The organism is Marinifilum breve (assembly GCF_003202155.1).
In the GTDB taxonomy this organism is placed as follows: domain Bacteria; phylum Bacteroidota; class Bacteroidia; order Bacteroidales; family Marinifilaceae; genus Marinifilum; species Marinifilum breve.
Genome location: NZ_QFLI01000001.1, coordinates 231228 through 257683, shown reverse-complemented (window position 1 = coordinate 257683; position 26456 = coordinate 231228). Strand labels below are relative to the sequence as shown.

General features: G+C 33.7%; 27 protein-coding genes. 13 read left to right on the top strand and 14 right to left on the bottom strand.

Features of this window, described 5'->3' with window-relative positions:
* Positions 1 to 147: 147 nt before the first annotated feature.
* Complete coding sequence (locus DF185_RS01080; RefSeq protein ID WP_110358876.1) at positions 148 to 894, bottom strand: DUF6261 family protein; 747 nt, start codon at positions 892 to 894, stop codon at positions 148 to 150.
* Between the two features lie 858 nt (positions 895 to 1752).
* Between DF185_RS01080 and DF185_RS01070 the strand changes: the two genes are divergently transcribed.
* From DF185_RS01070 to DF185_RS01040, 6 genes are all read left to right on the top strand, one after another.
* Positions 1753 to 2895, top strand: coding sequence for a putative phage abortive infection protein (locus DF185_RS01070; RefSeq protein ID WP_110358874.1), 1143 nt, complete (start codon positions 1753 to 1755; stop codon positions 2893 to 2895).
* A gap of 100 nt (positions 2896 to 2995) precedes the next feature.
* Positions 2996 to 3754 carry a DUF2971 domain-containing protein gene (locus tag DF185_RS01065; protein ID WP_110358873.1) on the top strand — a complete coding sequence of 253 codons (759 nt, stop codon included), beginning with the start codon at positions 2996 to 2998 and terminating at the stop codon, positions 3752 to 3754.
* Between the two features lie 159 nt (positions 3755 to 3913).
* Entirely contained in the window at positions 3914 to 4252 is a 339-nt protein-coding gene (locus tag DF185_RS01055; protein WP_110358872.1) for a hypothetical protein, read from the top strand.
* Positions 4253 to 4383: 131 nt separating this feature from the next.
* Positions 4384 to 4785 (top strand): hypothetical protein, encoded by a 402-nt coding sequence (locus DF185_RS01050; RefSeq protein WP_110358871.1) that lies wholly within the window; start codon positions 4384 to 4386, stop codon positions 4783 to 4785.
* A gap of 137 nt (positions 4786 to 4922) precedes the next feature.
* Entirely contained in the window at positions 4923 to 5363 is a 441-nt protein-coding gene (locus DF185_RS01045; protein WP_110358870.1) for a DUF3859 domain-containing protein, read from the top strand.
* Positions 5357 to 5797, top strand: coding sequence for a DUF3997 domain-containing protein (locus DF185_RS01040; RefSeq protein WP_110358869.1), 441 nt, complete (start codon positions 5357 to 5359; stop codon positions 5795 to 5797). Before DF185_RS01045 ends, DF185_RS01040 begins: the two co-directional genes overlap by 7 nt.
* 370 nt (positions 5798 to 6167) lie before the next feature.
* On the opposite strand, the gene purU is transcribed toward DF185_RS01040, so the two are convergent.
* Positions 6168 to 7031 carry a formyltetrahydrofolate deformylase gene (gene purU / locus DF185_RS01035; RefSeq protein ID WP_110358868.1) on the bottom strand — a complete coding sequence of 288 codons (864 nt, stop codon included), beginning with the start codon at positions 7029 to 7031 and terminating at the stop codon, positions 6168 to 6170.
* A 228-nt stretch (positions 7032 to 7259) separates the two neighbouring features.
* Between purU and DF185_RS01030 the strand changes: the two genes are divergently transcribed.
* Positions 7260 to 8210, top strand: a complete 951-nt coding sequence (locus DF185_RS01030; protein WP_243421740.1) for a radical SAM protein — start codon at positions 7260 to 7262, stop codon at positions 8208 to 8210.
* A gap of 119 nt (positions 8211 to 8329) precedes the next feature.
* Here DF185_RS01030 and DF185_RS01025 read toward each other — a convergent pair whose 3' ends face one another.
* Positions 8330 to 9550, bottom strand: a complete 1221-nt coding sequence (locus DF185_RS01025; RefSeq protein WP_110358867.1) for a 6-phosphofructokinase — start codon at positions 9548 to 9550, stop codon at positions 8330 to 8332.
* A gap of 215 nt (positions 9551 to 9765) precedes the next feature.
* Here DF185_RS01025 and DF185_RS01020 point away from each other — a divergent pair, with 215 nt between their 5' ends.
* A complete protein-coding gene (locus tag DF185_RS01020; protein ID WP_110358866.1) occupies positions 9766 to 11685 on the top strand; it encodes a S9 family peptidase in 1920 nt (639 codons plus the stop codon).
* A gap of 52 nt (positions 11686 to 11737) precedes the next feature.
* Here DF185_RS01020 and DF185_RS01015 read toward each other — a convergent pair whose 3' ends face one another.
* Both DF185_RS01015 and DF185_RS01010 read right to left on the bottom strand, forming a co-directional pair.
* The gene (locus tag DF185_RS01015; RefSeq protein WP_207784541.1) at positions 11738 to 12118 is read right to left on the bottom strand and encodes a desulfoferrodoxin family protein; all 381 of its coding nucleotides are present in this window, start codon (positions 12116 to 12118) and stop codon (positions 11738 to 11740) included.
* A gap of 64 nt (positions 12119 to 12182) precedes the next feature.
* Positions 12183 to 12815: a peroxiredoxin gene (locus tag DF185_RS01010; RefSeq protein ID WP_110358865.1), complete on the bottom strand. Its 633-nt coding sequence runs from the start codon at positions 12813 to 12815 to the stop codon at positions 12183 to 12185.
* Between the two features lie 304 nt (positions 12816 to 13119).
* Between DF185_RS01010 and DF185_RS01005 the strand changes: the two genes are divergently transcribed.
* The 3 genes from DF185_RS01005 to DF185_RS00995 are packed head-to-tail and all read left to right on the top strand — an operon-like array spanning position 13120 to position 15702.
* Positions 13120 to 13944 carry an alpha/beta hydrolase gene (locus DF185_RS01005; protein ID WP_110358864.1) on the top strand — a complete coding sequence of 275 codons (825 nt, stop codon included), beginning with the start codon at positions 13120 to 13122 and terminating at the stop codon, positions 13942 to 13944.
* A 43-nt stretch (positions 13945 to 13987) separates the two neighbouring features.
* Positions 13988 to 15070, top strand: coding sequence for a toxin-antitoxin system YwqK family antitoxin (locus tag DF185_RS01000; RefSeq protein ID WP_110358863.1), 1083 nt, complete (start codon positions 13988 to 13990; stop codon positions 15068 to 15070).
* 5 nt (positions 15071 to 15075) lie between these two features.
* Entirely contained in the window at positions 15076 to 15702 is a 627-nt protein-coding gene (locus DF185_RS00995) for an MOSC domain-containing protein (RefSeq protein WP_110358862.1), read from the top strand.
* Between the two features lie 50 nt (positions 15703 to 15752).
* On the opposite strand, the gene DF185_RS00990 is transcribed toward DF185_RS00995, so the two are convergent.
* Positions 15753 to 16514: a hypothetical protein gene (locus DF185_RS00990; RefSeq protein ID WP_133249923.1), complete on the bottom strand. Its 762-nt coding sequence runs from the start codon at positions 16512 to 16514 to the stop codon at positions 15753 to 15755.
* Between the two features lie 134 nt (positions 16515 to 16648).
* Positions 16649 to 18166 carry a M28 family metallopeptidase gene (locus DF185_RS00985; protein ID WP_110358860.1) on the bottom strand — a complete coding sequence of 506 codons (1518 nt, stop codon included), beginning with the start codon at positions 18164 to 18166 and terminating at the stop codon, positions 16649 to 16651.
* A gap of 177 nt (positions 18167 to 18343) precedes the next feature.
* On the opposite strand from DF185_RS00985, the gene DF185_RS00980 reads away from it, so the two are divergent.
* Complete coding sequence (locus DF185_RS00980; RefSeq protein ID WP_110358859.1) at positions 18344 to 19063, top strand: protein-L-isoaspartate(D-aspartate) O-methyltransferase; 720 nt, start codon at positions 18344 to 18346, stop codon at positions 19061 to 19063.
* A gap of 11 nt (positions 19064 to 19074) precedes the next feature.
* Here DF185_RS00980 and DF185_RS00975 read toward each other — a convergent pair whose 3' ends face one another.
* The 5 genes from DF185_RS00975 to DF185_RS00955 form a co-directional block, all read right to left on the bottom strand.
* Positions 19075 to 19581, bottom strand: a complete 507-nt coding sequence (locus DF185_RS00975; RefSeq protein WP_110358858.1) for a hypothetical protein — start codon at positions 19579 to 19581, stop codon at positions 19075 to 19077.
* A gap of 19 nt (positions 19582 to 19600) precedes the next feature.
* Positions 19601 to 19993, bottom strand: a complete 393-nt coding sequence (locus tag DF185_RS00970) for a DUF302 domain-containing protein (protein ID WP_110358857.1) — start codon at positions 19991 to 19993, stop codon at positions 19601 to 19603.
* A 26-nt stretch (positions 19994 to 20019) separates the two neighbouring features.
* On the bottom strand, positions 20020 to 20514 hold the full coding sequence (locus tag DF185_RS00965) for a DoxX-related protein (RefSeq protein WP_110358856.1): 495 nt from the start codon (positions 20512 to 20514) through the stop codon (positions 20020 to 20022).
* 127 nt (positions 20515 to 20641) lie between these two features.
* Positions 20642 to 23296, bottom strand: coding sequence for a M56 family metallopeptidase (locus DF185_RS00960; RefSeq protein WP_165835904.1), 2655 nt, complete (start codon positions 23294 to 23296; stop codon positions 20642 to 20644).
* Complete coding sequence (locus tag DF185_RS00955) at positions 23289 to 23687, bottom strand: BlaI/MecI/CopY family transcriptional regulator (protein ID WP_110358854.1); 399 nt, start codon at positions 23685 to 23687, stop codon at positions 23289 to 23291. Before DF185_RS00955 ends, DF185_RS00960 begins: the two co-directional genes overlap by 8 nt.
* Before the next feature lie 327 nt (positions 23688 to 24014).
* Here DF185_RS00955 and DF185_RS00950 point away from each other — a divergent pair, with 327 nt between their 5' ends.
* A complete protein-coding gene (locus DF185_RS00950; protein WP_110358853.1) occupies positions 24015 to 24488 on the top strand; it encodes an aminoacyl-tRNA deacylase in 474 nt (157 codons plus the stop codon).
* A gap of 40 nt (positions 24489 to 24528) precedes the next feature.
* On the opposite strand, the gene DF185_RS00945 is transcribed toward DF185_RS00950, so the two are convergent.
* Positions 24529 to 25515 (bottom strand): N-acetylmuramoyl-L-alanine amidase family protein, encoded by a 987-nt coding sequence (locus DF185_RS00945; protein ID WP_207784540.1) that lies wholly within the window; start codon positions 25513 to 25515, stop codon positions 24529 to 24531.
* Between the two features lie 68 nt (positions 25516 to 25583).
* Complete coding sequence (locus DF185_RS00940; protein WP_133249922.1) at positions 25584 to 26450, bottom strand: DUF4249 family protein; 867 nt, start codon at positions 26448 to 26450, stop codon at positions 25584 to 25586.
* Positions 26451 to 26456: the final 6 nt, after the last annotated feature.

The window sequence follows — 26456 nt, the reverse complement described above, 5'->3', positions numbered from 1 at the left end:
AGCATTTTTTGATAATCTTTGAACACATATAATAATCCCTAACATGAATTTATTAAGAATGTTAGCGTGAGGTATCAAAGTGAGCATAAAAAAAGGGACACACATCCGCATGTCCCATAATAGCCCTTAAAAATTATAGAAATGGAATTAATCTTCGGTGGTTTCATCCTCAATGCCATCATTGGCATTTCGGGTTTTACGAGCACGCGCTTTTGCGTTTACCTCTTCAATTCTTCGCTCGATGGCATCCAATAAAGCACCATACTTATCAGGCTGCACCATATTCCAGTTGTTCAAATGTGGCAACAGCTTTTCGTTAATGATGTTGCGAAGAATGTTCTTTTGACTCGATGGAGCAATCACTTCCTCAATTTGCGATTCCTGAGCGTTCAGCTCCTCGTAGCAAAGCTCAGCATTATTAAGAGATGCTTTTGCCTTTACCAAGCAATCGCTTACGCCAATCATTTTATCAATCTTGGCCTTCATAACAGGCTCTTCAAGTTTTGAGAACAGGATATTGGCATTGGTAAACTGCCCTTCCAAACTTAAGTTGTGAAGCTGACGATTGTACTTGCCCATTAAATCCCAAATTTCGTTGGCATCATTGGCAATTTCTTCACTGGTCATGTTTCGGTTGGCAATAATAAAGCCTTTCAAACAAGTAAAGTCATTGTCGAAAATATCGTCCAATTCCTTTAATTCCTTGCTAACAGAGCCTCTTTTATTGTACTTGATACTGTTTTCCAATACCGAGCGTTCTTGCTTCTCTTCAGCAATAATTTGGGTAAAAATAGGATCTTCGCTGGTATCAATTTTTTCACTTTCTGTTTCAATGGTTTTGCCAATACTATTGACCTCATCACCATTGCAGTAAAAATAAATACTTGTTGACATGTTTTTTAAGATTTTATGTGTTAAGGGCTAAAAGCAATCAAAATTTAAGAAATATAATTTAGGAAGTAATGTTAATTGATGTTAAAATGTATGATAAGTGAAATAAAGTAAAAATGTCTTGATTAATTAAACCAATAATTATAACTTCATTAGTTTTTGATGTAGTTTTAAGATAAATATTGATGTGGTGATTATTTTGTGCTACAGATACCGTCATTACTGATGTTAGGCTTCTTTTTGTGGCAAATGATTCATTCAGATAGATGGGAAGCAGAATTTTGTGCAAAATTTCCCTTTCCTATGAATTTTGAGTGTTCTTTTGTACAAAATAATGCGATTGGATGCCTTAGAGAGGCAATTCTGTACAAAAAAATCGTTTTTACTGATCTTTACCTGAAATTTTGTGCAAAATCGTTATTTCTATTGATATTCAGTATGAATATTCTACAAAATCAGTGCAAAAATTGATCTAAACGACCAGATTTGTACAAAATTTAGACGATTAATGATCCTGAACGATAAATTTGTACAAAATTCCACATTTTAACGATTAAAACGCCCAGATTTGCACAAAACAAGCACTCATATCGATTTTTAAGCTCCAATTTGTACAAAATAAGCAGCACAACTCATTTGCTCATTATTTTGTGTGCAAACTATGCCAAATTAATGTTTGCACTTATTTACTTGTGGGAATATGTTGATATTGGTATTGTTTGAAATGTATAGTAGATATGTTAATAGATTAGAATTAGTTTATATTGATATGTTTTTTGGAAGTTGTGTGAGTGTTGGTTGGGGATTTTGTAGATTTGGGCAATTATAAAAAAAGTAAAATCCTTATATATTACTCAAAAAATGAATAAAACTAAAAAAACTTTGTTGTATACTCTCTTAGTTTTTGTTGTTTCATTAACAATTGTATTGTGTTTGCCTTATTGGTTAACACGAACAACATTTTTTGAATCTGGCATTGCATTTTCAAAAACAGGAGAGATAGGGGATACTATAGGTGGTATAATGGGACCTTTTGTTGCTATAATTGCTGCAGGACTGACTTTCTTAGCATTTTGGATACAATATGAAGCGAATTCTAAACACGTTGATCAGTTTGAATCACAATCTAAACAAAATAGTATTGATCGTTTTGAGAGTAAGTTTTTTGAAATGATAAAGCTTCATCGAGATAACGTGAATGAACTAAGAAAATTCTATGGACATGAAATGGGAGGTGTTATTTTTTATTCTTTAATTAAAGAATTTATGATTGTTTACGAGTGGACACAAGTGTTTATTCGTGAGCATTCTTTAATTGATGACGAAGAGATAGCAGGTGAGGAAGTTGAAGGAATTGATATAAGAGAAGGGCAAGGACTTGATGATGATGATGATGATGATGATGATGATGAATTTTGGGTTCAGGATTTTCTTGAAGAAGATGAATTAGAGGATGTTGAGGTTGCAAATATATTAAGAGAATTAAATACTGGACATATATTTGATATAGCATATAAGACATTTTTTATTGGTTTAAAAGAAGTATCAATTAATACACTAAAGGATCATTTGGGGGAATATGATATTAGGTTAATTAATCGTTATTTGGATTATATGTCACAAGAAAAGAATGGATATGATTACTTTGAGAATCAACTTTCGATTATGGATGGACACTTAACTGATTTGGCTCATTATTTTCGCCATTTATATCAAACGGTAAAATTAATAGTAGAAATACCGGACGATTTAATGAATGATACCGAAAGATACGAATATATAAGAATCTTAAGATCTCAATTGTCGGATCATGAGCAATTATTACTAATTATTAATGGACAATCTGAATACGGAAAAGAGTGGTTGAATAGAAATTTATTTTCATATTGGAAAGTTGTTAAAAATGCACCAAAAGAACAGATCGAACTTTTAGAAATAAATGTTGATGATTATTTCACATCATTCGTAGTTAGAGAAGAGGCAGTAACTAATAATGGCAACTGACCATTAGAATAAAAAGGCTTGTAAACCAAATGTAATACTTAATTTATTAGGGAACTATAGCTTTTGGAAGCTAGATTACTTTAAAATAAAACTATATTAAATGGATACTGTTTATAAATACTTTCCTTTAAATCAATTCTTGCTTTCAACTATTCTATATAATGAAATTTGGTTTTCCAGTCCTGAAAATTTTAATGATCCATTTGATTGCAATATAAATTGCCAGTATGTTAAAGACATAAGGTATGATAATGAAATAAATGAAATTCTACACCAAGAACGTAAAAGAACGGCGGTAAGTGAGCCTTATTATCTAAAAGAGAGTATGCTTAACAATATTGCTTTAACGATCGATAATAGAAATAAATCTGGGGTTTTCTTTTCAAATTTAACATTAAAAGTTTTATATAAATATGTTGGGATTTCATGTTTTTCGAAAAAGCATAATAATATACTAATGTGGTCGCATTATGCGGATAATCACAATGGAGTCTGTCTTAAATTTAATACTACTGACAAAGATTTTTTCGAAGAATGCCATGCTGTGACTTATTTAGAACGGTTACCTTCATTTCAGGATAGAAATAATTTTTCTGATCCTCAAAAGTTTCTTTTTTATACAAAATCTAAAGACTGGGAATATGAAGCTGAAGTGCGTGTACTAAAAAAATCAAATCAGCTATTTAATTTTGATCCAGTATGCCTTGAAGCTATTTATTTTGGTGTTAAGTGTAAAGTTAGTGAGAGTTCCAAAGTTATTAATATTATAAAGGGACTAAGTAAATATGAAAAAGTGAAATTTTACCAAATGGAATTGGATGATGAAGGATTTAATTTAATTGAAAAAGAAATTAAATGAATATATTCTGTTTTTAATAAACTTGCTTCTTGTTCTATTTAACCTTGCTAATCTTGATTTGTAATCAGGGCTTATGGTGTAATGAATTTTAAATTCAATTTTTAAGAGGTGATATAGTAAATTAAATAAGTACCATTTAACTTCTTTAAATTTTAGTGTATGGAATACCAAAACTGTAATTTGAATATCAGATACGATTTGCCAATAGAGATATTGGAAAAGGTTCCTTTGGTCTATAAACAAATGCCTGGTTGGTTAGGTTTCGGTAAGGATGGATTAGGAGAAGAAGGAATTCCTCATTGGTTTAGTTATAATCAGAATGAAAAATCGGTTGTGGCATCGGTAGAACCAAGTGGGCTTTTATTCACTGCCAATATGGAATTAAATGAATGGTTGGAGTGGAAAGCTGAGTTTAAAAGAATTGCTACAGAAACTTTAGGATTTATCGTTGGAGAAATTGAGGAGGATGAAGTGGGATACGAAATTAAATGGCTTTAACTTGAAGAATTTCGCTAGTTCTGATTTACAATCAGGGCTCATGATGTAAAGAATTTACAATTCAATTTTTGAGGATTGTAAATCTCAAACTCGAACCAGAGAAGAGTATCCTTACCTAAAAAGAATGTAATATGGAAAAGGACTTAATTCCTAACCAGATATCAGATTTAAGTGCTTTGATAAAAGATTCAGAAGCTCTATTAAAAAAGGATGCTGTGAGTCTTGAAGAGAAGACTGATTTTAAGAAAAAATGTGCGATAAGCTTTGTCGAAATTATCAATGCAAAGCAGATAAACACAGCAACAGAACTTGCCAAACAAGGACTAAAATATGAGGTGATAAAAATAAAAAATCCCACTTGTCGTTGGATTTATAATTTGATTACTGAAGCCAGAGACCATATTACATTTGATGCACCTTACATAAAGAAAAAAACAGATTCGGACTACTATAAAACTTATATTTTTTGGACCAAGCAAAGACTAGAGGGGATTAGGAAATATTTGAAGGAATATACTGGCATCAAACGCTGAAAAAACTGTAATTTTGATGCTCTCAATTCAGTTGAGGGTATCAATTATTTGTAGGCTTCTTTTCTAGTTAAACTGAGAGCATTATTTAAAGTGATACCCTCAGGGGAAGAAAGGCGGTATCAGTAAAAACAATAAGCATGAAAATAAAAATAGTTGATTACGGAATTTGTAAAGCCATAGGGAAGACGAAGAAAGAATATGTTCCTGGCAGTTCAACAGGTTACTTTTTGCATTCTGATGATATGGAGTTTCAGGAAAGAACTCATGTCATTCATCCTGAAAAAGGCTTGAGCTTTGGAATCAGCTATCGCTTCGAAACAGGTTCGGAGATTGCAGAGCGTGTTGATTTTATCTGTAGAATCCGACATCCAAAACTTGTTAATCCTGAAACCAATGAAGCTTTTATAGAAACCACTGAGGAAAAAGACGAATACAGCGATGAGTTAGGCTTCGACTTCTACACCTTCGAATTTGATTGGGAAATGCAGCTGGGCGAATGGATTTTTGAGATCATCCATGAAGACGAGGTGATGTGTAGTAAGACTTTTGTTTTGGAAAAAAATAATGAAACATGGTAAAAAACGTTTTTGCGTCATTTCTAATAGCCATACTTTTATCGGGATGTTTTGGATTGTTTGATAGTGGATCAGATAGGATAAAAGGGAGATATATTGTTCTTTGGATTGATTCTCCTAAGAACCAGACAATTTCTAAAGAAGACCAGCTTCATTCGAGCGGTTCATCAATGATCATTGATGAGTATGTTTTTGCTGTTGGGCACAATGATGAATACATAATTGCCAAACAGCATCCTACAAGTGGATTTCAAGGTGGATATGAGGCGGACACAACCATCACGAATTTTTATATTATTCAGATGAACCAAAAAACTAAATTTGAAAGAGATACGGTTTGGGGACCATTAAATGAGAGTGATTTTAAAAAGGAGAGAAGTAAATTAGGGATAGAAGCTATTGAATTTGATATGATCTATCCAGATTTCATTCCATAATTTGTTTTTACGATTTATTTAGATTTTTAAGGAAAAGTGTATCCCTCAATGCTGCTAGTCTTTGACTTGTAGTTAAAATGTTCTGTATATAGCAATGTTTTCGAAACCTCGCTAGTCCTGATTTGTAATCAGGGCTTATGGTGTTAAGAATTTACAATTCGATTTTTGAGGATTGGAAATCCAAAACTCGAAACCTGTGAATTTCAAATTCACAGGAGCAGAAATTTGCATAAGCACCGAGTTGCAAACTCGAAACAGCAAGTGTGTCCACAAGTAACTTACCATCCATAAAACTTGGCAGGTCAAATTCCCTCTCCTTGAGGAGAGGGCTAGGGTGAGGTGCTAAAAATAAGGGTCTTGTGAGGTAATATTACCCAAAAACAATCGTCCTCGTACCATCCACAATAATGCGATGCTCTGCCTTGTAGCTAAGAGCACGAGCCAGAACAATACGTTCCAAATCGCGACCTTTTCGAATTAAGTCTGGAATGGTATCCTTGTGGGTAATGCGCATGATATCCTGTTCGATAATTGGTCCTTCGTCCAGATCTTCTGTCACGAAATGGCTGGTTGCACCAATCATTTTCACACCACGTTCGTAGGCCTGTTTGTATGGATTTCCACCTACAAATCCCGGAAGGAAAGAGTGGTGAATATTGATGATTTTATTGCGATAGGCTTCGATAAAACCTGGCGATAATACCTGCATGTAACGAGCCAAGATTACCAAATCGATATCATGCTCTTTCAAAAGAGCAATTTCTTTAGCTTCCTGTTCCTGTTTGTTTTCCTTGGTAATTGGAAACACATGGTAAGGAATGTTTTGAGCATTGGCAATGTGCTGCAAATCGGGATGATTGGAGATGATCAATGGAATTTCAATCTCGTACTCGTTCATATTGTAGCGCCACAAAATCTCCTGCAGGCAATGATCGTATTTCGATACAAAAATGGCCACACGTTGCTTCTGTCCCGAAAACTCTATTCTCCAGTGTGCCTTAAACTCTTTGGCAAGCGGTTCAAAAGCTGCATGCAATTCCGAGGCTGGAATGGTAGAGTTTTTCATGTTCCAAACCACACGAAAAGAAAAGAATTCCTGATTCTGATTTACATGTTCGTCCAAGGCAATAATATTGCCGCCACTATGGTAAATAAACTGTGTGATTTTAGCAACTATCCCGTTCTGATCGGGACAAGTAAGAAGCAAATAAGCATTTACATTATTTTCAGACATATTCGTGTGTTTAATCGGATACTCCCGATGATTTTTACTTAAAATTAACGAATTGTCCGTTAGAATTTGATAGGTGTGTCATGCAAAAATAGAAATTTTGTTGAAAGAGAGAAAATCCTAAGAAACAGTTTAAATTCTGAAGGGTAATTTTAATCACTTTCTAATATATTTCATTAGGTTTGCTATGTAATTTCGCGGTTTGAAAAGAAACCGCATACATAGCAAAAGATGACAAAGGAAAGAATGTATAAATATTTGTTTGGCCCAATCCCATCAAGACGTTTGGGCATGTCGTTAGGGGTAGATTTGGTGCCAAAAAAAGTGTGCTCAATTGATTGTGTGTATTGCGAAGTTGGAAGAACAACGCAATTATCGGTTCAGCAGGAAGATTATATCGCTGCAGATAAAATTAAGGAAGAATTGAGCCATTATCTGGAAAATAACCAGGCTCCTGATTATGTGACCATTACTGCATCGGGAGAGCCAACCCTAAATGCCAATTTAGAAGAGATCATTGCCTTTGTAAAGCAGAATGAGGCGAATATTCCAGTGTGTGTGATCACCAACGGAACCCTTTTACATGATAAGAAGGTAAGAGAAGCGCTTAACAAAGCAGATTTAATTCTGCCATCCTTAGATGCAGCAACAGAGCCTGTATTCCGAAAGATAAACCGTCCGCATAAAGAGATCAATTTTGAAGCTTACATTCAGGGAATGATCGATTTTAGTGCTGAGTTTAAAGGTGAAATTTGGTTGGAAGTATTCATCTTGCCAAATTATAATGACAGTAAGGAAGAATTATTGGCCTTAAAGGAAATCATCTTAAAAATTAATCCTGATATCGTTCAGTTGAATACTCTGGATCGTCCAGGAACTGTAGCTAATCTTCGTGGAGCAACGCAAGAAGAGTTACAAGCGGTAATGGACCTATGGCAATTGGATAATGTGAGAATTATTGCCAAAGCCAAACAGTCGACACAAACACAGTTCCGTTCGGATACTGAAACGGCAATCAAGGAAACCATATCTCGCAGACCTTGTACGGTTGAAGATCTAATTACAATGCTCGGACTGTGTGAAGAGGAAATCGATCGCTGTTTGGGAAATCTGGCTAGCCTAAAAGGATTCGAAAAGGTAGAACAGGAGAGAGGTGTGTTTTACCAAATAAGGGAGCAGTAGAGACGTTGCATGCAATGTCTTTGTAAGGATACAATACAAAGAAAGGCAGTTGAATTGCTCAAACTGCCTTTTTTATATCCTCACAATTATTAATTACTCATTAATAATTATTCATTGCTTTATTCCCAGTTCAAAATATTTTTGAAGATGTAATTTTCTGGATCTGGAAGATACTCTTTAGCTGCTTCCATATCTTCCTCAGTTAGATAATGCAAGTTGTAGTTCATCACATTCTGAACTTTTTCACTGTTTACATCAACCAAACGAGGTTTTACTTTTCCGTTTTCATCTTCAACATCTTTCAAGAAAAGTGGAGCAACATCACCTTTAGGATCAACAGTTACCATACATTTCGAGTGACCTTGCTTGAATAAAGTGTAAACACCATCACCAAGAAGAGTACAAAGGCTCAAGTCGAATCCGATAGGACGACAACAACGCAATCCGAAACCTAGCTCAACCGGACGAGTTCCAATGTTTAGCCCGTAAGATTTGATTTTGCGCTGAATCAACATGTTAAATACGTGAGATTTACTTACGTTGAACAACTCAGGGTGACCGTGAGCATCGTAGGTAAAGTTTACACCAGTACTTTCAATTTCTTCGTCGCTCATAAAGTGGAAAACACCTTCACTAATTACAGCAGCACCATAGTTCAAGCCTAAAATTCTACGTTTGATGATAGATGAGATCACCAATTGAGCAATCTTTTCAGCTGAGATATCAGTTTTGTTGAACATCTCAGGGATGATAATCATTGGGAAATGACATGCTGCACCAATTCCGAATGCCAAGTGACCCGCTTCACGACCCATTGCTGCCAAAACAAACCAGTTTTGAGAAGTTCTTGCATCTTCGTAAACCGTTGTTGCAATCTTAACCCCTTCATCTTTTGCCGAGTGGAATCCAAATGTTGGAGTTCCTTCTGGCAATGGAAGATCGTTATCAATAGTTTTTGGTACGTGAATGTTTGAAATGTTCACATTGTTATCAGCCAAGTATTTGCTGATTCTGTTCGCTGTAGATGCAGTATCGTCACCACCAACGGTAACCAATAGTTTTACGTTGTTATCAATAAAGAATTTGGTTGTGAAATCGCTGTCTTTTGGCTTAAAACGACTCATCTTTAGGTGTGAACCACCTTTGGTGAAAATTGCATCAAGAGTTACAAAGTCTAATTCCTCCATTCTACGATCTTCAGAGAAAAGACCTTTATAACCTTCGTGTAAACCAATAACTCGGTAACCATTTCTTAAAAACACTTTACCAACGCTACTAATTACAGTATTAATTCCTGGTGCTGGACCTCCACCACACAAAATAACAACAGATTCTTTCATACTATTTAGTCTCAAATATCATTTTTAAAAAGATTGGGCAAATATAGAGCTTTTGAATTGAATTGATTGATTGCAAAAGCTAATTCTTATGCAGAATTAAATGATTTGAACCACATATAAATATTTTGTAAAGCCGAAACAATGTTATAAATTTATATCCGACACCACTCTCAATACTTAATTCTAAAAGTATTTCTAACCTTCATTTTAAAAATATGAAACGTAATTATCTGATTTTATTTATTTTTGTTGTTGCTCTTGTGTCTTGTGAGCCAGCAAAAGAAAAGATTACGGTACCATCGTACAGTATCGAGCAATTCTACAAGAACATTAGTGTAAGCGGAGGGTCATTTTCTTCTGATAAATCGAAGTTATTGGTAAGCAGTAACGAAACAGGTATTTATAACCTGTTCGAGATACCTGTTGATGGTTCAGCTCAGAAACAATTAACTTCCTCCACAAAAGAGTCCTATTTTGCCATTTCCTATTTCCCAAATAGCGATAAGGTTTTGTTCTCGGCAGATCAGGGTGGAAATGAAAACAATCACATTTACATGAGAGATGAAGAGGGGAATATTACTGATCTAACTCCATTCGAAAATGCAAAAGCAAGTTTCTGGGGATGGGATCGTGATGAAAAATCTTTCTTTTTTCAATCGAACAAACGTAATCCTAAGTTTATGGATTTGTACCAGGTAAGTGTTGAATCTATTCTTAAAGGCAAACCAAATCATAAACTAATTTACACCAACAATGATGGATTTGATGTTGAAGCGAAGAGTAAGAATAACAGATACCTGGCATTAACACAAAGTCTGACTACTACAAATAATGAGATGTATTTGTATGATAGAAGAACAGGCAAGCGTACACACATCTCGGAGCATTTTGGTGATGCGACCTATAATCCGCAATTCTTCAGTTTAGATAACAAGTACTTGTATTACCTGTGTAATGAAGATTCTGATTTTGTTTACCTGAACAAGTATGATATTGAAACAGGAGAGAAAAGTTTGGTTTATAAAACCAATTGGGATGTTTGGTATGCATATCACAGTTATAATGAAACCTTTAGAATTATTGGTATCAACGAGGATGGAAAAACCAATATCAAAGTGGTTGAGATTGCAACAGGAAAAGAAGTTCAATTGCCTAAAATTCCTGGTGCAGATATTAAATCGATTAGCTTAACTAAAGACGAACAAAGAGGAAGATTGGTTGTGGGAACATCAGTATCTCCAAATAATATCTATGTTTTTGATATGGGTGACAAAGAAGCCAAACAGCTTACCAATACATTAAACCCTGAAATTGATCCAGCAAATCTTGTTGAAGCTGAAGTGGTTCGTTACGAATCGTTTGATGGTCTTCCAATTCCTGCCATTTATTATCAACCAAAAGTGGCAAGCGCCGATAACAAAGTACCTGCTTTGGTTTGGGTACATGGTGGTCCGGGTGGACAATCGCGTGTTGGTTACTTCTCACTAATTCAATATATGGTGAACCAAGGTTATGCAGTTTTGGCTGTAAACAACCGAGGAAGTAGCGGTTATGGTAAGAAATTCTTTGCTATGGACGATAAAAAGCATGGCGATGTGGATTTGAAAGATTGTATCTGGGGAAAGAAATTCTTAATTAACACTGGCGTTGTTGATCCTGATAAGATTGGTATTATTGGAGGATCGTATGGTGGATATATGACTATGGCTGCACTTACTTATACACCAGATGAGTTTAAAGCGGGTGTAAATATTTTTGGAGTAACCAACTGGTTGAGAACTCTAAAATCTATTCCTCCGTATTGGGAGTCGTTTAGAAAAGCTTTATATGCTGAAATGGGTGATCCTACAACTCAGGATTCTGTAGCATTATATAATAAATCTCCATTGTTTTTCGCTGATAAGGTAACTAAACCCTTAATGGTACTTCAGGGAGCAAATGATGTTCGTGTTCTACAGGTTGAATCGGACGAAATTGTTGAAGCTGTTAAGAAAAATAATGTTCCTGTAGAATATATCGTTTTCCCGGATGAAGGTCATGGTTTCCGTAAAAAGGAAAATGAAATCAAGGGATATGGACAAATTGTGACATTCTTGGATAAATATTTAAAAGAGAAGAAAGATCAAAAAGAATAAAAAAGAAAAGGGAAACCAAACGGTTTCCCTTTTTTACAAATCTATGAAATTGTTATTCTGAAACTTCAACTAGTTTCTCATCTGAGTGCCACAATCCGTGCTTAGTACAGAATGCTGTAGCAGTTAATTTCATTTTACGAGAAGGAACTACGTAAAAATCAACTTCGGTTTGGTTTGCTTCGCCACCAAGTACTCCTGAAGAGAAGTTAGCTTGAGTTAACATTTTCTCACCATCCCATAATTGAACCCATGCTACATAGTGATCAAAATCATCTGGATGTGCATAAGCATCACCAATTTTCACTTTTACTTTGAATTTTTCACCTTTCTTTGCTGATTCATCACAGTGAATGAAAGCTGAGTGTCTATCGATGTAATCTTTTTTTGCTTCTCCTTCGATAGTAGTGATATCTTGATATGTGTTAATTTTCATGATCTTGTTATTTTTGATTTTTAACCACCTAAGTGGTATTAGAGATTAATTTTGTTTCTTATTCTTAGTTCTTGCTTAAGTATTCTGCAACACCTTCAGCAGTAGCTTGCATAGCTTCTTCACCTCTGCTCCAGTTTGCTGGACAAACTTCACCATTTTCCTCGAAGTGGTGTAGTGCATCTACCATACGGATTGCTTCATCAACGTTACGTCCCAAAGGAAGGTCGTTAATTACAGAATGGCGAACAACACCTTGCTTGTCAATAAGGAATAATCCACGGTAAGCAACAGGAGCACCAGTTGAAACTGCATTTCCTTCAGTATCGTAGTCATACTCAGAAGCCAATACACCAAAGTTTTCTGAAATTGTTTTAGATAAGTCAGCAACAAGTGGGTAAGTTACACCTTCGATACCACCTTTGTTTCTTGGAGTATTTAACCAAGCAAAGTGAGAGAATTCTGAATCAACAGAACAACCTACTACTGCTACATTTCTTTTTTCAAATTCAGTCAATTTGTCCTGGAAAGCGATTAACTCAGTTGGACAAACAAAAGTAAAATCAAGAGGGTAGAAGAAGAATACGACTTCTTGTTTTCCTACAAATTGATCTAAAGAAAATCCTTCAACAATTTGATTTCCGTTTACTACAGCGCTAGCCTGAAATGATGGAGCTTTTTTTCCGATTAAAGTTTGCATCTTAGATTTATTTTAAAGTTTATTTTTCTTTTGTTTTTGTAACGATACAAATGTAGAATTGATTTGAATAACGCACAAATTATATTAATCAGTAATTTTTATGCCTATATAGAGAGAATTAATATTGAGGAACTGAAACCATTTAAATATGCAGTGTTTCAGACAAAACCAAAATTTAGAGAGTTCATGTGCTTGGAAATATTTTTTATTGAGTGATAATTTTTAGTTTTGTAGAAGTTACAACATTATTCTGATAATAACTTGCATTTAATGTACATTTTAAAAGAAAGATAATATACTGAAGATGAATACCTCTAAATATTGTTTTGAAGGCTATAATCAAATAAAAAATTCATCTTATGAAGATGGAAAAATAAGCTTTTTTGTTTTCAATAGCAGTTCACGTTCCTGGGTTCCATACTTTGTTTATTTGCCACCCAATTTTTCTACAGATAGAAATTATCCATTGGTACTTTTTATGCATGGACAAGGTGGGGATGAGACAACTTTTAATAAATACGTAAAAGAAGAACAGCTTAACAAATGGATACTGGATGGTGAAATTGAACCTGTTGTTATTGCTGGAATTCGTGGTGATAATGATAGAGAAAATGTACAATGGTTTACCCCAGAGAATGAAAGTTTAATTGCGGGAGATGGTCTGGGAGAGTTTGTGCAATATTGTCAGAATAACTTTAATGCTGGAGTTGAAAGTAACGATATTTCAATAGAAGGACATTCGCGTGGGGCAGCAGGAGCCATTCATTATTACTTGAAGTACCCTGGAAAGTTTGCTTCGGTTGCAGGAATGGGATATGTTAGTGATTATACATTGCCATCAAATAAAAAACTAGCATCTCAAAATTTGGAAGCACTTAAGAAATTACAGATTCCATTGAGATTGGAAATTGGTACAGAAGATAGTTTTGTGCTGACAAAGAATCGTAGATGTATATACGATTTGCATAATCATTTGAACGATTTGGAATTGAATCATGAATTTGAAGTTCTACATGGAGTAGAGCATCGGTTCGATTACTTTTGGCATTATTTTACCGAAGAAGGATTGATTAATGGTTTGCGACATTTAAAATTTCATGAGAATGCCAGAAAACTTTTAAAGAAGTAACTTTAGGAATGAATATTGCTGCATTCACCCAAAACACATTACTATGAAACCAAATCTACTTTTACTCTTCAGTTTGATTATTTTTTCCTCCATAGGTTATGGACAAAAAACAGTTTATTTCGATGAAAATTGGCTATCTATAGAAAAAGCTAATGCCAAATTTTATAGTGTTATTTACCCTATTTCAGGAGGCAAATACCAGGTTAAAGACTATACAATTTCAGGTGCATTGCTATCTGAAACGGATTATTTGCCCAAAGTCGAATTTATTGAGTGGGAAAGATTATATGAAGAAGGTTTTCAGAACTCAGCAATTGAGGATGGAAAATGTGTTGAATATTTTCCCAATGGAAGTAAGAAGAAACAGTTTTCTTATAAAAAAGGAATTCAGGAGGGAAATATTCGTTTGTGGGCACAAGATGGTAAATTATTGCGTGATTTTATCGCACAAAATAACCTTGCCAATGGATTATACCTTGAATATTATCCGAATGGTAAGGCTAGTTTATCGGTAAACTTTAAAAATGATACTTTAAACGGTCCAGCTGCATATTATTATTCAAATGGCGGGTTATCACAGAAAGGAAGTTTTAAAAATGGTAAAAAACTTGGAAAGTGGACTTACTGGACGGAAAATGGAGATGTAATTGGAATAGAAACCTATCGGAATAGTTTTTTTATTGAAGGACCGGATATCAATATCGGTTTTCCAAAAGGAAATTGGTGTTTGGAAGATCAATTTAAGGAAGGGAAGTTGATGAACTTTGTTTTTTCCAGGAGCGGTGACGATGAAACATTAAAAAGTGGAGTGGTTCCATCTTGTATTTTGTCATTAGAATATATTGGAGAAGAGAATACTCTACTAAATTATTCATCCTTCAAAAGAAGAAGGTTAAGTGTTGATGTTCATAAGGTAATTGCAAAAGAGCAAGAGCTATTCTCATTAGAGAATTCAATGGGGTATTTAGGTTCTTATAGTGATGATAAAAAGAAGAAACATACAGTTGTAGTTTTTCATACAATTCAAAAGGGAATTGGTGTAGAAATGATTCTTGATATCAGACAAGAAGATTATGAGAGTCTAAAAAAAGAGGTAGTATATATTTTAAGATCTATAAAAAAATAGTTGCTATGAAAGTAGTGTCGACTAATAAAGGAACATCGGTAGAAATCAATTATCATGGAAAGGTAGTGAATACCGGCATGTATAAATTTCCGGTTGATGAAGGAATTTATTTGGGCAAAGAGGATGTTCAAGATGATTCTGTTATGGACAGAAGGTATCATGGAGGAGTAGACAAGGCGTGTTATTGGTATTCTGTAAAGCATTACGAATTTTGGAAGAATAGATTTCCTAATTTGGAATGGGATTACGGAATGTTTGGTGAAAATCTAAGCATTTCGGAATTGGACGAAGGAGAGGTTAAAATTGGTGATGTGTATGAGATAGGTGAATGTTTGGTGCAAGTTACTCAACCAAGACAGCCATGTTTTAAACTGAATTATCGATTTTCATGTGATACTATGGTAAAAGAGTTTATTGCAGCGGGTTTTCCTGGTGTTTACATTCGTGTTTTACGTGAAGGAACCATAAATAAAGGTGATGAACTGATATTGAAAGAACGAAACGAAAATAGTTTGTCAATTCGTGATGTATATCAATTGCTTTATCAGGCGGATAAAGAGCCATTACTTTTAAAAAAGGCAATTGAAGATAAAGCATTAGCAGCTAGTTGCAGGAAAGATTTAAGCAAATAAAAAAAGGACGGTTATCCGTCCTTTTTTTATTCATTGGGAATATTATATTTCTAGCTGGCTAGTATTATTTCTTTTACCAAAGCTTCAGCATCTACAGCACTAACATCCATATTAAACCCTATTTTGTAGATCAAACCATTGTACCAAGCGTAATATTGGTACGATCCTGTCGATTCTTTATAAATTCTTTTGTCTGCTTCTACATATTTGTAATAGTCAAACATTCGGGGCCACATATTATCATCCGATTTAGGCAAATAGTATAAAGTATCTGTATCGGTTAATTTTAAGTTCTGATATTTTCTTTTTTCCAGATCTTCTTTCAAAGTTTCCAATTCCACTTCAGTCATTGTATCAAAAGGATTGTTTGGATGTTGAGTTACTGAAATAGTAAAGAAATCTTTAAAATTGGCCGCATAACTTTCATCATTCTCCAGATATGAAATTTGAATTTGAAATACGAGTTGATTTTTGTCATTCCATGAGGTAACAATATTTGCTTTCTGAGTATGAACTTCAAAAGGCAATTCTGAAGGAGAAACAAGATTGATTTTATTTCTCATTTCGGCAGGAATTCTGTTTAAAGCTTGACTAATACTTACAGGAATATAGTAGTCAACACTTTCTCTTTCTTTCAATATGTTAAAATCGTAATTGTAAGTATGATCGTAGCCTTCAACTTCACTTAAACCAACTAATAATTCTTCATTCGGATCGATAAAACCAGTGTGTTTGTCGTTTTCCGAACAAGATATTATTCCCATGAATAATAGCGCAATACTAAAATATTGGCAGGAATTTTTGATATTCATAATTGTATGCTTATAGAATTCACAATGAACATTACAAACTTACGTAAAAAATGAATTTATGTTTTCTTTTTGTTTAAGTTTTAATAATCTTTTTGAAAAATTAGTTTTAATAACTTGATTTAAATGCTTCTAATTTACTCTTGATTAGCCAATTCTATTGCAGTAAGAAAAATTAAACTACTTACCTTTTTTATGGCTTCATAATCTATTTTATCCGGAGTATCGGTGGTTTTGTGGTAATCATTGTGTAATCCGTTAAAATAAAAGATTGCAGGTATGTTTCTTTTTACAAATGATGCTTGATCAGATGCTGAATATAGGAAGTTATCAGAGGTATCGTATGAATAATCCAATTCTAATTTCGGATATAGGTTGTTAAGACTATCAGTAATTGTTTTAAGCTTTGGATTTAAATCATTTGTTCCAAGTAGATATATAAAATTAGTATCATTGTGGCGATTATCCTGTCTGCCTAGCATATCAATATTTAAATTGCTTTTGATGCTGCTGTGTGGAAAAGTTTGTGACTCTACAAAGTATTTTGATCCCAATAATCCCTTTTCTTCTCCGGTAAATGCGGCAAATAGAATACTACGTTTTAGTTGTAAACCAGCATCCAGGGCTTTTTTCAAATTTCGGGCAATCTCCATCAAAGCTGCTGTTCCTGAGGCATTATCATTGGCGCCGAGATATATCTTTTGTCCATTCATCCCAATATGATCGTAATGAGCGGATAATACAATGTATTCATCCATCTTATCTGTACCAGGTAAACAGGCAATAACATTTTCGGTGGATTTAGAATTGTACTCATTTTTTAATTGAATATCGATATTTAGTTTTTGATTGGACTTAATTTTGAGAGGATTGCCATCAATAAATTTTCTGAGATTTTTAACTTTCACTTTAAGAATTTTAGCCACAATTTTTTCACTAATTGGTCCTTGAAAAGAGGTTTGCATCCTCTTAATGTTGTGGTACATCTCTTTGTTCTTGATTGAGTCAATAGGGATTTTAGATGAAAATTTGTCCGGATCAAGTGTAAGTCTCTTGCTCGAGATCTTCTTATAATTTTGAATCATCCTATGTATTTGATGCGGATTGTTAGGATTTGAATAGAAAACAATTTTTGCATTTGTTTTCTTCATAATATCAATAGCCTTAACAGGACCGGCATATAAATTAGGAGTTAAAAATAGCACTGCTTTCTTTGAGAAATCTTTATTTTTATAAACACTGTCTTGTGCCATGCCTATGAACTCTAATTCCAAGTTTGTTTTGTTTAAATTGGAATATCCAGATATTATAAAATCTTCATAAGCTTTAAGTTTATGTCCATTAATTGAGAGCTTTATTTGTGGCGATGTTTTATTGTACAAAGAAAAATTTTGAAAGTAACTCAAACTATCTGATTGCATTTGATAGCTAATTAATCCAGCCTTTTTGAACTGTTTGTAAATGTATATAGCAGCTAGTTTTTGACCTTCTGTAGCTGTTTCTCTGCCTTGCATTTTCTCCGATGCTAATTCATAAACATCATTTTTAATGTTTTCTGCCGATATATTTTGAGAAAAATCCACAAAATTGAATTGTTGCGCGAATAGTCTTATTGAAACAAGAAAACAGATTGATAGAATTGCAAACTTTTTCATATTATAAAGCTTTAGTAAAGAGATAAAGGTAATTGTGAATTTAATAAAATAAATGTTCTTATGGGTATATCTGCAATAAAAAGATGTATAGCTAGATATTTCGCAGAGCAGTGATAAAGTCGTAAATTTATAGTATACAATCAATAAGGTTTATTTCAATATCAAAATGGTATAATTATGAACTTTGGTTTAATATACGGTTTAGGATTACTCATTGCTGGTATTGTTATTCCTGTGAGACAAAATGTTCAGAATATGGATTTTAAAGAGAAACGGTTTAAAATGGTGGCTGAGCAGATAAAATCCCGGGGAATAAACGACCCAGATGTAATTAAAGCCATGCAAATAGTAGAACGACATTTGTTTGTACCTAATTATCTGAAGAAGTATGCTTATCAGGATCGTCCACTTCCAATCGGACATGGGCAAACCATTTCACAACCATATATTGTTGGATTGATGTCTCAACTGTTAGAGGTGAAAAATGGAGAGAAGCTTTTGGAAATAGGAACAGGATCAGGTTATCAGGCTGCTGTACTTGGAGAGTTAGGAGGGGAGGTTTATAGTATAGAAATAGTGAAGCCTTTGCAGAAAAGAGCAGCTTTTGTATTGGATTCTTTAAACTACGCAAATGTTAATACCCGATTTGGAGATGGATATGTGGGCTGGCCGGAAAAAGCTCCTTTCGATGGCATTATTGTAACCTGTTCACCAACAAAAATACCACAAGCTTTGATTGATCAGTTGGCTGAAGGTGGTAAGCTTGTGATTCCCGTTGGTTTAAAACATGTGAAGAAATTGGTTCTTCTGGAAAAGAAGAAAGGCAAAGTGGTACAACGAAATGTTATACCTGTAAGGTTTGTACCTATGGTTGATATAGATGGAAATCAGTATTAATCAATCTTAATTTAAGGATTTGATTTCTTATAAATCCCTTGAAATTGAATATTCCAACTTTTCCCATTATCTGTAGTTGATTCCCAAATTTGTTTTACATTGCCATTTGTTAGTTGTGTCCATGTTATTCTGTGCAAAGAGTTTGGCTCACCCATATTAGAGTCCAAACCACTAGAAAGAACCATTTTACCTTCAGAAAATGTTCCTGTAAGAAGAAGATTGTTCCCATTCTTGTCAATCCATATTTGATTCCATTTGGCTGTTTTAGGATTGTAGAAACTATAACTGGTACCCGTGAAATTTTCCTTCTCCGAAATCCAATTTTCTTGAATCACATTTTTGTTCTGCAGAAAGACAATTGTATTCTTACCAACTAAATTTTCTTCGGTATAAACATCCCACTCTCCAACCCAAAAGTCAAACTGTCGAGTAGGATCCATAGTTTTGTTTCCTTCTTGTGCAACCAAAGAGTTAGGAATGTACATTACTAAAATGATAAAGATCAGAAAAGATTTCATAGTTAAAAGGATTAGTAAATTAATTATCAAGATAAGTAAGACAACGTTCAAGTTTCTTTTTTAGTTCTATCGCAAATGGTTGTAAGTCTTCGTTTTCAATTACATTAAAAGCTGCCGTTGGATCCATGATTGAAATATCTACATGACCATTGTCTTGTTCGATAACAGTAATATTGCATGGCATCATTATTCCAATTTGATCTTCAACCTGAAATGCTTTGTAAGCAAATGTTGGATTACAAGCCCCAAGAATTCTATACCTTTTAAAATCAACATTGATTTTTTCTTTCAAAGTTGCTTTAACATCAATGTCTGTTAAGATTCCAAAACCTTCTGTTTGCACAGCTTTTATAACTCTCTCAATGGCTTCATCGAAGCCAAAGTTTGTACTTCGTTTAATATAGTAGCTCATATTTTAAGTTTTAGGTTCGTAATTGTTTAGATATCGTGCTTAAACCGATCTGTTTGCAGACCCTTTCTTGGAGACATATCACATACTTTAAATAAAATCCATATCAATAAAGGGAATGATAAAATTCTAGCATATCCAAGAATTGGTTCATATTCTGGTCCCAATGGTCCAGGAATGTAATCCATCATCATAAAAATGCTTAATGGTATGAATAGCGCCAGAAGAATCATTAGTAATATGGCAGCTTCCTTGTATACTCGCCTGATTAATAAGCCAACTCCACAAATGATTTGAATGAATCCAGAAATGCTTGTAGCAGTATAGGTCGATTTAAAAATGGTTGAGAATAGGTGACTAAAAAAAGTTGGAAACATAATATGTAATGCACCAACTATGATTGCAGCAATACCAAATGCAAAACGAAAGTGTTCGTTTTTAGAAAATGCTTTTAGATAATTGCTGAATATTGAAACAATTCTAATAAGGATATAACATGATAATATTACCAGAATTAGAAGCATGATTGCAAATTTTTATTTTCTCATCATTAAGTTACGAATTTGTTGTTCTGCTTGCAAATCAGAGTATCCTATAAAAAAAAGGATCACTTTAAGGTGATCCTTTTTTATACTATTACAATAATATTTGTTACTTCTTTAAATGAATTTCAACAACACCATTTTTTGCTTTTCGTCCATACTTTTCTAAAGCAGTCTTATCTTTTAAAACTGTTATACTTTCAATATCATCTGGCGATAGCTTATTTATTGCTTTAGCATTTGTCTTTTTTCCGTCAACCATGAATAATGGTGCATCTTTTCCAGAAAAGTTTTCTAAACGAAATTGATTGGACATTTCTTCAGCTTCACCTTTACTTGTAACAACAATAACACCATTTTCAGCAGCTTTTCCATATAGAGCTATTGCGGATGCGTCTTTTAATATGGTTATGCTTTTAAAACTGTTGGAATCTAGCTTCTTAAATTTCTCATATTCCATGGATTTACCGTCTAAAATGATTAGTGGGTTTTTATTGTTTGAAACTCCTTTTACTCGCACCAAATGAGATGATTTTCTTTTGTTTTCAATGGTACTAATAATAAGGGCACCGTTTAATGCCTTTTCACCATATAATTCTGTTGCTGTTTGATCTTTTAATACACTAATTGAATGAATAGTATTTGGGTCTAAAGAGTTAAAAGTGTTTTTATCAATTATTTTCCCATCAAGAACAATTAGTAAATTATCAGCTTCAGGGAAATTCTTAATTCGAATGGAATGATTCTTCTTATTTTTTTCTTGTTCAATTTGCTCTTCAAGTTCTTTTCTATACTCAGGAGTATTTAGCTTTTCCAAATGCTTTTGAATGCTTTCCTTGCTTCTTTGTAATTTCTCTTGAAGTTCCTTCTGGTATTTTGGAGAGTTGAACTTTTCAATTTGCATTTTTAGGGATTCTCTTTGTTTTTGAAGTTGTTTTTCAAATTCTCCTGATTCCATTTTTTTTAGATGCTCTTGAAGCGATTTTTGTGATTTTTCTATGCTTTGCTTCAATTGCTCTTTAAATTCTTTGGAATTAACTCTTTCAATTGTTTCCTGAATACTTTTCTTAATTTCAGCTTTTTCTTTTTCATTAAGCTTCTTGTCAGACTCAATTTCTTTCAGCTCTTTACTCAGTTCTTCTTTCTGAAGTTCCTTTTCCAATTCAAGCTGCTTCACTAAATTCTGACTTGTTAACTCTTCAAGCTCTTGCCTTAATTCGGCTTGTTGTTCTTGCATTTCTTTTTTAATCTGCTCAACATCCAAATCTTTCAGAGCATTTTCCATCTCTAAGCGCATTTCATCAAAGTTCATTTCTACTTTGACTTCTTCTAGTTCCTTAGCTGCTTTTTCTAATTCAATCTTTTGCTCCTTAATTATTTCATTTACCTTTTTCTGTAAGTATTTTTTAGATTTTAAAGAATCTTGAGGAAAGTCAAAATCAACATCAAAATCCATTGGTGCTTCCACTTCATGATCCACTTCAGCAACAGGTTCTACTTCCACTTCAGGAGCAACTTCCATTACATCTTCCAGCTCTACTTCAGGAGCCACTTCAACTACATTTTCAATTTCTGATTCTACTTCAGCAGCTTCTTTTAATTCAAGTTTCTCATTCGCTTTTTTACTCTTTTTAGATTTCTTTTTTTGTTTATCAGGTGCAAGTAGCATGGCATCAGAACCATTTTGTTGATTTTGATCGATAACATTAATCTTCGAAAAGAACTGTTTGCCAGTTAATGCATTGCCTGAAATAGCAAAATTCGAAATCAAGATTAATCCGCTAAGTAGAAAAACAAATAATCCACTAAAAACGATTTTGTTCGTCTTTTTAGCCGATGTTTTTGGTCTTACAATTCGTTGTACTCGATTAAAAAGATTATCCTTTTTACCTGATAATCCCAATACCAGTTCGAATCTTTTTTTTCTAATTGCTTCCATATTATTTAATGCTTTAATTAGGGTTAAGGATTCACCACAAACCTTTACCGCCAGATCGTCACAAATGTGTTCTCTCTCGGTATTAACCACAGAAGATAGCCACCAAACAACAGGATGATAGAAAAATAACAACTCTATTATGCCTTGAATAAATTGAAATAAATAATCGTGACGCTTGATGTGCGCCAACTCGTGTGCTATAATAATTTCCAATTGATTTTCAGGTATTCCGCTTAGCATACTAACCGGCAATAAAACCACTGGTTTAAAATATCCTACAAGTGATGGAGTTTGAACATAGCCAGACTCCAATATTGTAATTTTTTGTTTTAGGTTGATTTTTTGAATGAGCTTTTCAGCAATGTTTTGCGTTTGTTTCGAAACAGGATAGGTGAGATGTTTGCGCAATTTAATGGTTTGTAAATAATTGAATGTCATGTGACAAGAAAGAATGCAAACACCAATAATCCAAATGTTTACCATTATTGGAAAGTATTGGTCAATGTGTAAATTTTCAAAACTAAACTGATTTAAAGTTTCAGGACTATTATTGAGGAGATATAATAATAGTTCGGGACTTAAACTCAAATCGGAACCATTGCTATTATTTGATAATGGGAGATAATGAAAAAATGTAATGGCAAAACTTACAAATATAAATGCCAAAGCCAAGCTGGCCACACCATATCTTAGTTTAGCATTGTCTTTTGATATAAATCGAAACAGAACCCAAGTGATGAGTCCAAAAATCACAATTTGCCATACTGAGTGCAGTAAGGCCCAGCCCAAAGCATCAATCAATTCGTATATACTAAAACTATTCATGGGATCCAGACTTTTGTGATGACTCGATATCATCAATTAAATTACGAATTTTATTTAGCTCTTCGGTACTGCATTTTTTATTACCAAGGGCTTGCAACACCATTCCCGATGTTGATCCATTGAATAGGGTAGATATGAATTTATCGATGAGAAGATTTTTGGTTTCTCTTTCTTCCACAATAGCCTCATAAATATGAGTTCGAGAGCTTTTTTCTCTTCGAAGCATATTTTTTTCCGTCATGATTTGCATTACCTTTAGAGTTGTTGTGTATCCAACATCTCTACCAGTTTTTAATTTTTCGTTTACAAAACGTACTGTCGACGGACCATAAGTCCATAATACTTGCAAAATTTCTAATTCTGCTTCGGTTGGCTTAATCTTCTTTGGCATTTTGTGGTGAATTCCGTTATACGATTAATTTCGTAGATAAAATTATACGAAAGTTTTCGTATTACAAAATATTAGTACGATAATTTTCGTAGAAAGCTCTCTTTTTTTAATTTTTTAACACTTAACTGATTTATCTAGATTCTTTATTTAAAACTTTTTACCCTTTACTTCCACCTTTTTTTTTTGTATTTTATTAGTTCCCTCTAGAACTTATAAAATGGGGTGAAAGTGAGAAAAGAAAAGGAATAAAACTCAATCGGCTTGATCGATTAAAGGTGATAAAGCCTTATGCAGATTGCAAATTTTAAACCATAGAACTAGAACGCTATGCCTATCCGTAAGTTAAAGCAATTTTTAGATGAAAGACAGATAAAATATGTTACGATTCGGCATTCTTCAGCTTATACAGCTCAACAGATTGCGGCATCGGCCCACATTCCCGGGAAAATGCTTGCAAAGACGGTAATGATTAAAATAGATGGTAGAATGGCAATGGCTGTGTTACCAGCATCTTATTTAATCGATTTTGATTTGTTAAAGCAAATGTTAGGTTGTAAAAAAGTTGAATTAGCCCACGAACAGGAGTTTAAAGATATATTCCCTCAGTGCGAAGTAGGAGCTATGCCTCCTTTTGGAAATCTTTATAACTTGGAAGTTTATGTGTCAGAAAGTTTAGTAGAAGATGATGATATCGTATTCAATGCTGGAACTCATACCGAATTAATCATGTTATCGTATGAAGATTTCCACAATAGTGTTGAACCAGTAGTTTTGAAATTTACACATAAGTGTTACGCTTAGAAATTATATAAATGATTAAAAACAAAACTCTTTTCTTTTCTTACTTTTTCTTTTGTCCCTTATAATCATCTATAATTCCTTCGCAAAGCCATTTTGCCAAAGCTTGCCTGTTGTCAGTTTTGGTAAATCTAATCTGATCCCTGTAATTGTTAATATTCCCAAGCTCTACTAACACCGATGGAGGCGTAGTGGTTTTCAGCATGTATAACCTTCTTGTACCAACGGTTCCTGTATATTTTCGATTTGGTTGATATTTCGCATATTTGGTTTTCATCTTTTTTTGAAGGGTTAATGCAAGTTTTTTTCCCTTTGTACTATTGGCGTGATGATAAAAGTATACATCAGTTCGGTTTCTTTTACTTCTGGAATCAAGATGCAAAACAATTAAGCGTTGATATGTTCCTGGTTTTTCTTTTCTGGCTAGTATGTTTACCGCAGCTGCTCTTTGTCTTAATCGTGGTGTTTGTTTTCTTGGAATTACCTGTGAAGGATAGCATTTTTCATCTTTATCTGGCTTTAGAAAAGCGGCATCTCGAATTCCATCATTTGCATCTCTAATAATGAAATGCACCTTTGCACCATGCGATATGAGTTCTTTACCCAATCTTAATACAATATCGTAAGCATACTCATCTTCACAAATTTTATTGCCCGATACCTTACCTACAGCACCAGGGTCAGGACCACCATGGCCAGCGACCAAATGAATCACTGCACCTTCCAATGAATTATCGACTTGTTTTACGTTTGCGTGTTCTTTTCCAAGAAGTGGAACAGAATGGACCGAATAGCGCAATGGAACTTTGTATTTTTTACCCGCAATTAAATGACCACCTTTTGTAAATCGTCCTTTATTTAAGGCTTTGAATTGAGCGCTATGTTTTGCTGGAGTAAGTTGATTCCGATATAAAAAAGCATTGAATCCTTCACCTTTTTTTACAGTTACCCATTTGAAATTTTCTTGTCCAAATATTGGGTTGGTTATGCTTAGAATTAATATTATTAAGAGAGGAAGGTATTTTGACATTGAAATGAGTTTAATTTTGGTTCAATAAAAATAGATCAATTTTTAATATAACCCTCAATGTCATTTAATTATTGTTTAGGTACAATTTTATAATCCAGAGCGTAACTTGTAAAAATTCCAAATGCACCTTCGACATTGGAATAGAGATTTGTTTTATTTGAAAAAGGAATGTCGCCTTTGTTTTCAAGAGATACAAAGGATCTTTCGTAATTGAAATAATCTTCGTTTAGGTGATACAATTCAATTTTATATTCTTGATAGTCCACAAAGAAATCGTTAGCCAGAATATAAAATGAAATCTCAACTTGTGAACTTTCAAAGTTTTCATCGGAAAAACTTCGGCTACCGCGAAGCATATTTTGTTCGAATCCATTATCATTTACATTCAAATTTCCTTCGAACACAATATCATTGCTATAATATTGAATCACATTCGAGTTATTATTTGATATGCCTTTTACAAGTAACATATAGTAATTGCTTTTCGAAGCATCATCAGTAAATTTTAATTCAAAGGTGGTTTTGCCTTCTGATGCCTCATTCAAAATCTTAATGTCATTAATTAGGATTTTTTCTGGAGTAATAGTATTTGTTGTTATTGTATTGAAACTTGGATGTGTAATCGTAATTTCATATTCCGTTTCGCTTTCCATGTATTGATTTGGGAGTTCATAAGTGCCATTTTCTCGATAAACCAATTCACCTAATTCCTTATCATTTTTATATGCGGTAATTTTTGCATCAGAGATGTATTGGATTTCAACAGGTGATCCAATACTCTTCGATAAATTAAGCTTAATTAAACTATCTACTCCAATTAGCGAGTTAATAGATGTGATAGGATCTGATTTTGTTTGTGGAAGCTCTTCCTCCTCTTCACATGAAGCAAGAAGTAACAATAAAAATAAACAGGTTAATAGTTTAAAATAATTCATGTTTAA

What these genes read in the sequence shown, in the direction of transcription:
- DF185_RS01045 (WP_110358870.1), top strand. Translation starts at nt 4,923, where the DNA reads ATGAAAATAAAAATAGTTGATTACGGAATTTGTAAAGCCATAGGGAAG.
- DF185_RS00965 (WP_110358856.1), bottom strand. Translation starts at nt 20,514, where the DNA reads ATGCTTCTAATTCTGGTAATATTATCATGTTATATCCTTATTAGAATT.
- DF185_RS01080 (WP_110358876.1), bottom strand. Translation starts at nt 894, where the DNA reads ATGTCAACAAGTATTTATTTTTACTGCAATGGTGATGAGGTCAATAGT.
- DF185_RS00975 (WP_110358858.1), bottom strand. Translation starts at nt 19,581, where the DNA reads ATGAAATCTTTTCTGATCTTTATCATTTTAGTAATGTACATTCCTAAC.
- DF185_RS00945 (WP_207784540.1), bottom strand. Translation starts at nt 25,515, where the DNA reads ATGTCAAAATACCTTCCTCTCTTAATAATATTAATTCTAAGCATAACC.
- DF185_RS01020 (WP_110358866.1), top strand. Translation starts at nt 9,766, where the DNA reads ATGAAACGTAATTATCTGATTTTATTTATTTTTGTTGTTGCTCTTGTG.
- DF185_RS01050 (WP_110358871.1), top strand. Translation starts at nt 4,384, where the DNA reads ATGGAAAAGGACTTAATTCCTAACCAGATATCAGATTTAAGTGCTTTG.
- DF185_RS01070 (WP_110358874.1), top strand. Translation starts at nt 1,753, where the DNA reads ATGAATAAAACTAAAAAAACTTTGTTGTATACTCTCTTAGTTTTTGTT.
- DF185_RS00960 (WP_165835904.1), bottom strand. Translation starts at nt 23,296, where the DNA reads ATGAATAGTTTTAGTATATACGAATTGATTGATGCTTTGGGCTGGGCC.
- DF185_RS00955 (WP_110358854.1), bottom strand. Translation starts at nt 23,687, where the DNA reads ATGCCAAAGAAGATTAAGCCAACCGAAGCAGAATTAGAAATTTTGCAA.
- DF185_RS01065 (WP_110358873.1), top strand. Translation starts at nt 2,996, where the DNA reads ATGGATACTGTTTATAAATACTTTCCTTTAAATCAATTCTTGCTTTCA.
- DF185_RS01010 (WP_110358865.1), bottom strand. Translation starts at nt 12,815, where the DNA reads ATGCAAACTTTAATCGGAAAAAAAGCTCCATCATTTCAGGCTAGCGCT.
- DF185_RS01040 (WP_110358869.1), top strand. Translation starts at nt 5,357, where the DNA reads ATGGTAAAAAACGTTTTTGCGTCATTTCTAATAGCCATACTTTTATCG.
- DF185_RS00950 (WP_110358853.1), top strand. Translation starts at nt 24,015, where the DNA reads ATGCCTATCCGTAAGTTAAAGCAATTTTTAGATGAAAGACAGATAAAA.
- DF185_RS00985 (WP_110358860.1), bottom strand. Translation starts at nt 18,166, where the DNA reads ATGAAAAAGTTTGCAATTCTATCAATCTGTTTTCTTGTTTCAATAAGA.
- DF185_RS00995 (WP_110358862.1), top strand. Translation starts at nt 15,076, where the DNA reads ATGAAAGTAGTGTCGACTAATAAAGGAACATCGGTAGAAATCAATTAT.
- DF185_RS01055 (WP_110358872.1), top strand. Translation starts at nt 3,914, where the DNA reads ATGGAATACCAAAACTGTAATTTGAATATCAGATACGATTTGCCAATA.
- DF185_RS01015 (WP_207784541.1), bottom strand. Translation starts at nt 12,118, where the DNA reads ATGAAAATTAACACATATCAAGATATCACTACTATCGAAGGAGAAGCA.
- DF185_RS01030 (WP_243421740.1), top strand. Translation starts at nt 7,260, where the DNA reads ATGACAAAGGAAAGAATGTATAAATATTTGTTTGGCCCAATCCCATCA.
- DF185_RS00940 (WP_133249922.1), bottom strand. Translation starts at nt 26,450, where the DNA reads ATGAATTATTTTAAACTATTAACCTGTTTATTTTTATTGTTACTTCTT.
- DF185_RS01005 (WP_110358864.1), top strand. Translation starts at nt 13,120, where the DNA reads ATGAATACCTCTAAATATTGTTTTGAAGGCTATAATCAAATAAAAAAT.
- DF185_RS00980 (WP_110358859.1), top strand. Translation starts at nt 18,344, where the DNA reads ATGAACTTTGGTTTAATATACGGTTTAGGATTACTCATTGCTGGTATT.
- DF185_RS00970 (WP_110358857.1), bottom strand. Translation starts at nt 19,993, where the DNA reads ATGAGCTACTATATTAAACGAAGTACAAACTTTGGCTTCGATGAAGCC.
- DF185_RS00990 (WP_133249923.1), bottom strand. Translation starts at nt 16,514, where the DNA reads ATGAATATCAAAAATTCCTGCCAATATTTTAGTATTGCGCTATTATTC.
- DF185_RS01025 (WP_110358867.1), bottom strand. Translation starts at nt 9,550, where the DNA reads ATGAAAGAATCTGTTGTTATTTTGTGTGGTGGAGGTCCAGCACCAGGA.
- purU (WP_110358868.1), bottom strand. Translation starts at nt 7,031, where the DNA reads ATGTCTGAAAATAATGTAAATGCTTATTTGCTTCTTACTTGTCCCGAT.
- DF185_RS01000 (WP_110358863.1), top strand. Translation starts at nt 13,988, where the DNA reads ATGAAACCAAATCTACTTTTACTCTTCAGTTTGATTATTTTTTCCTCC.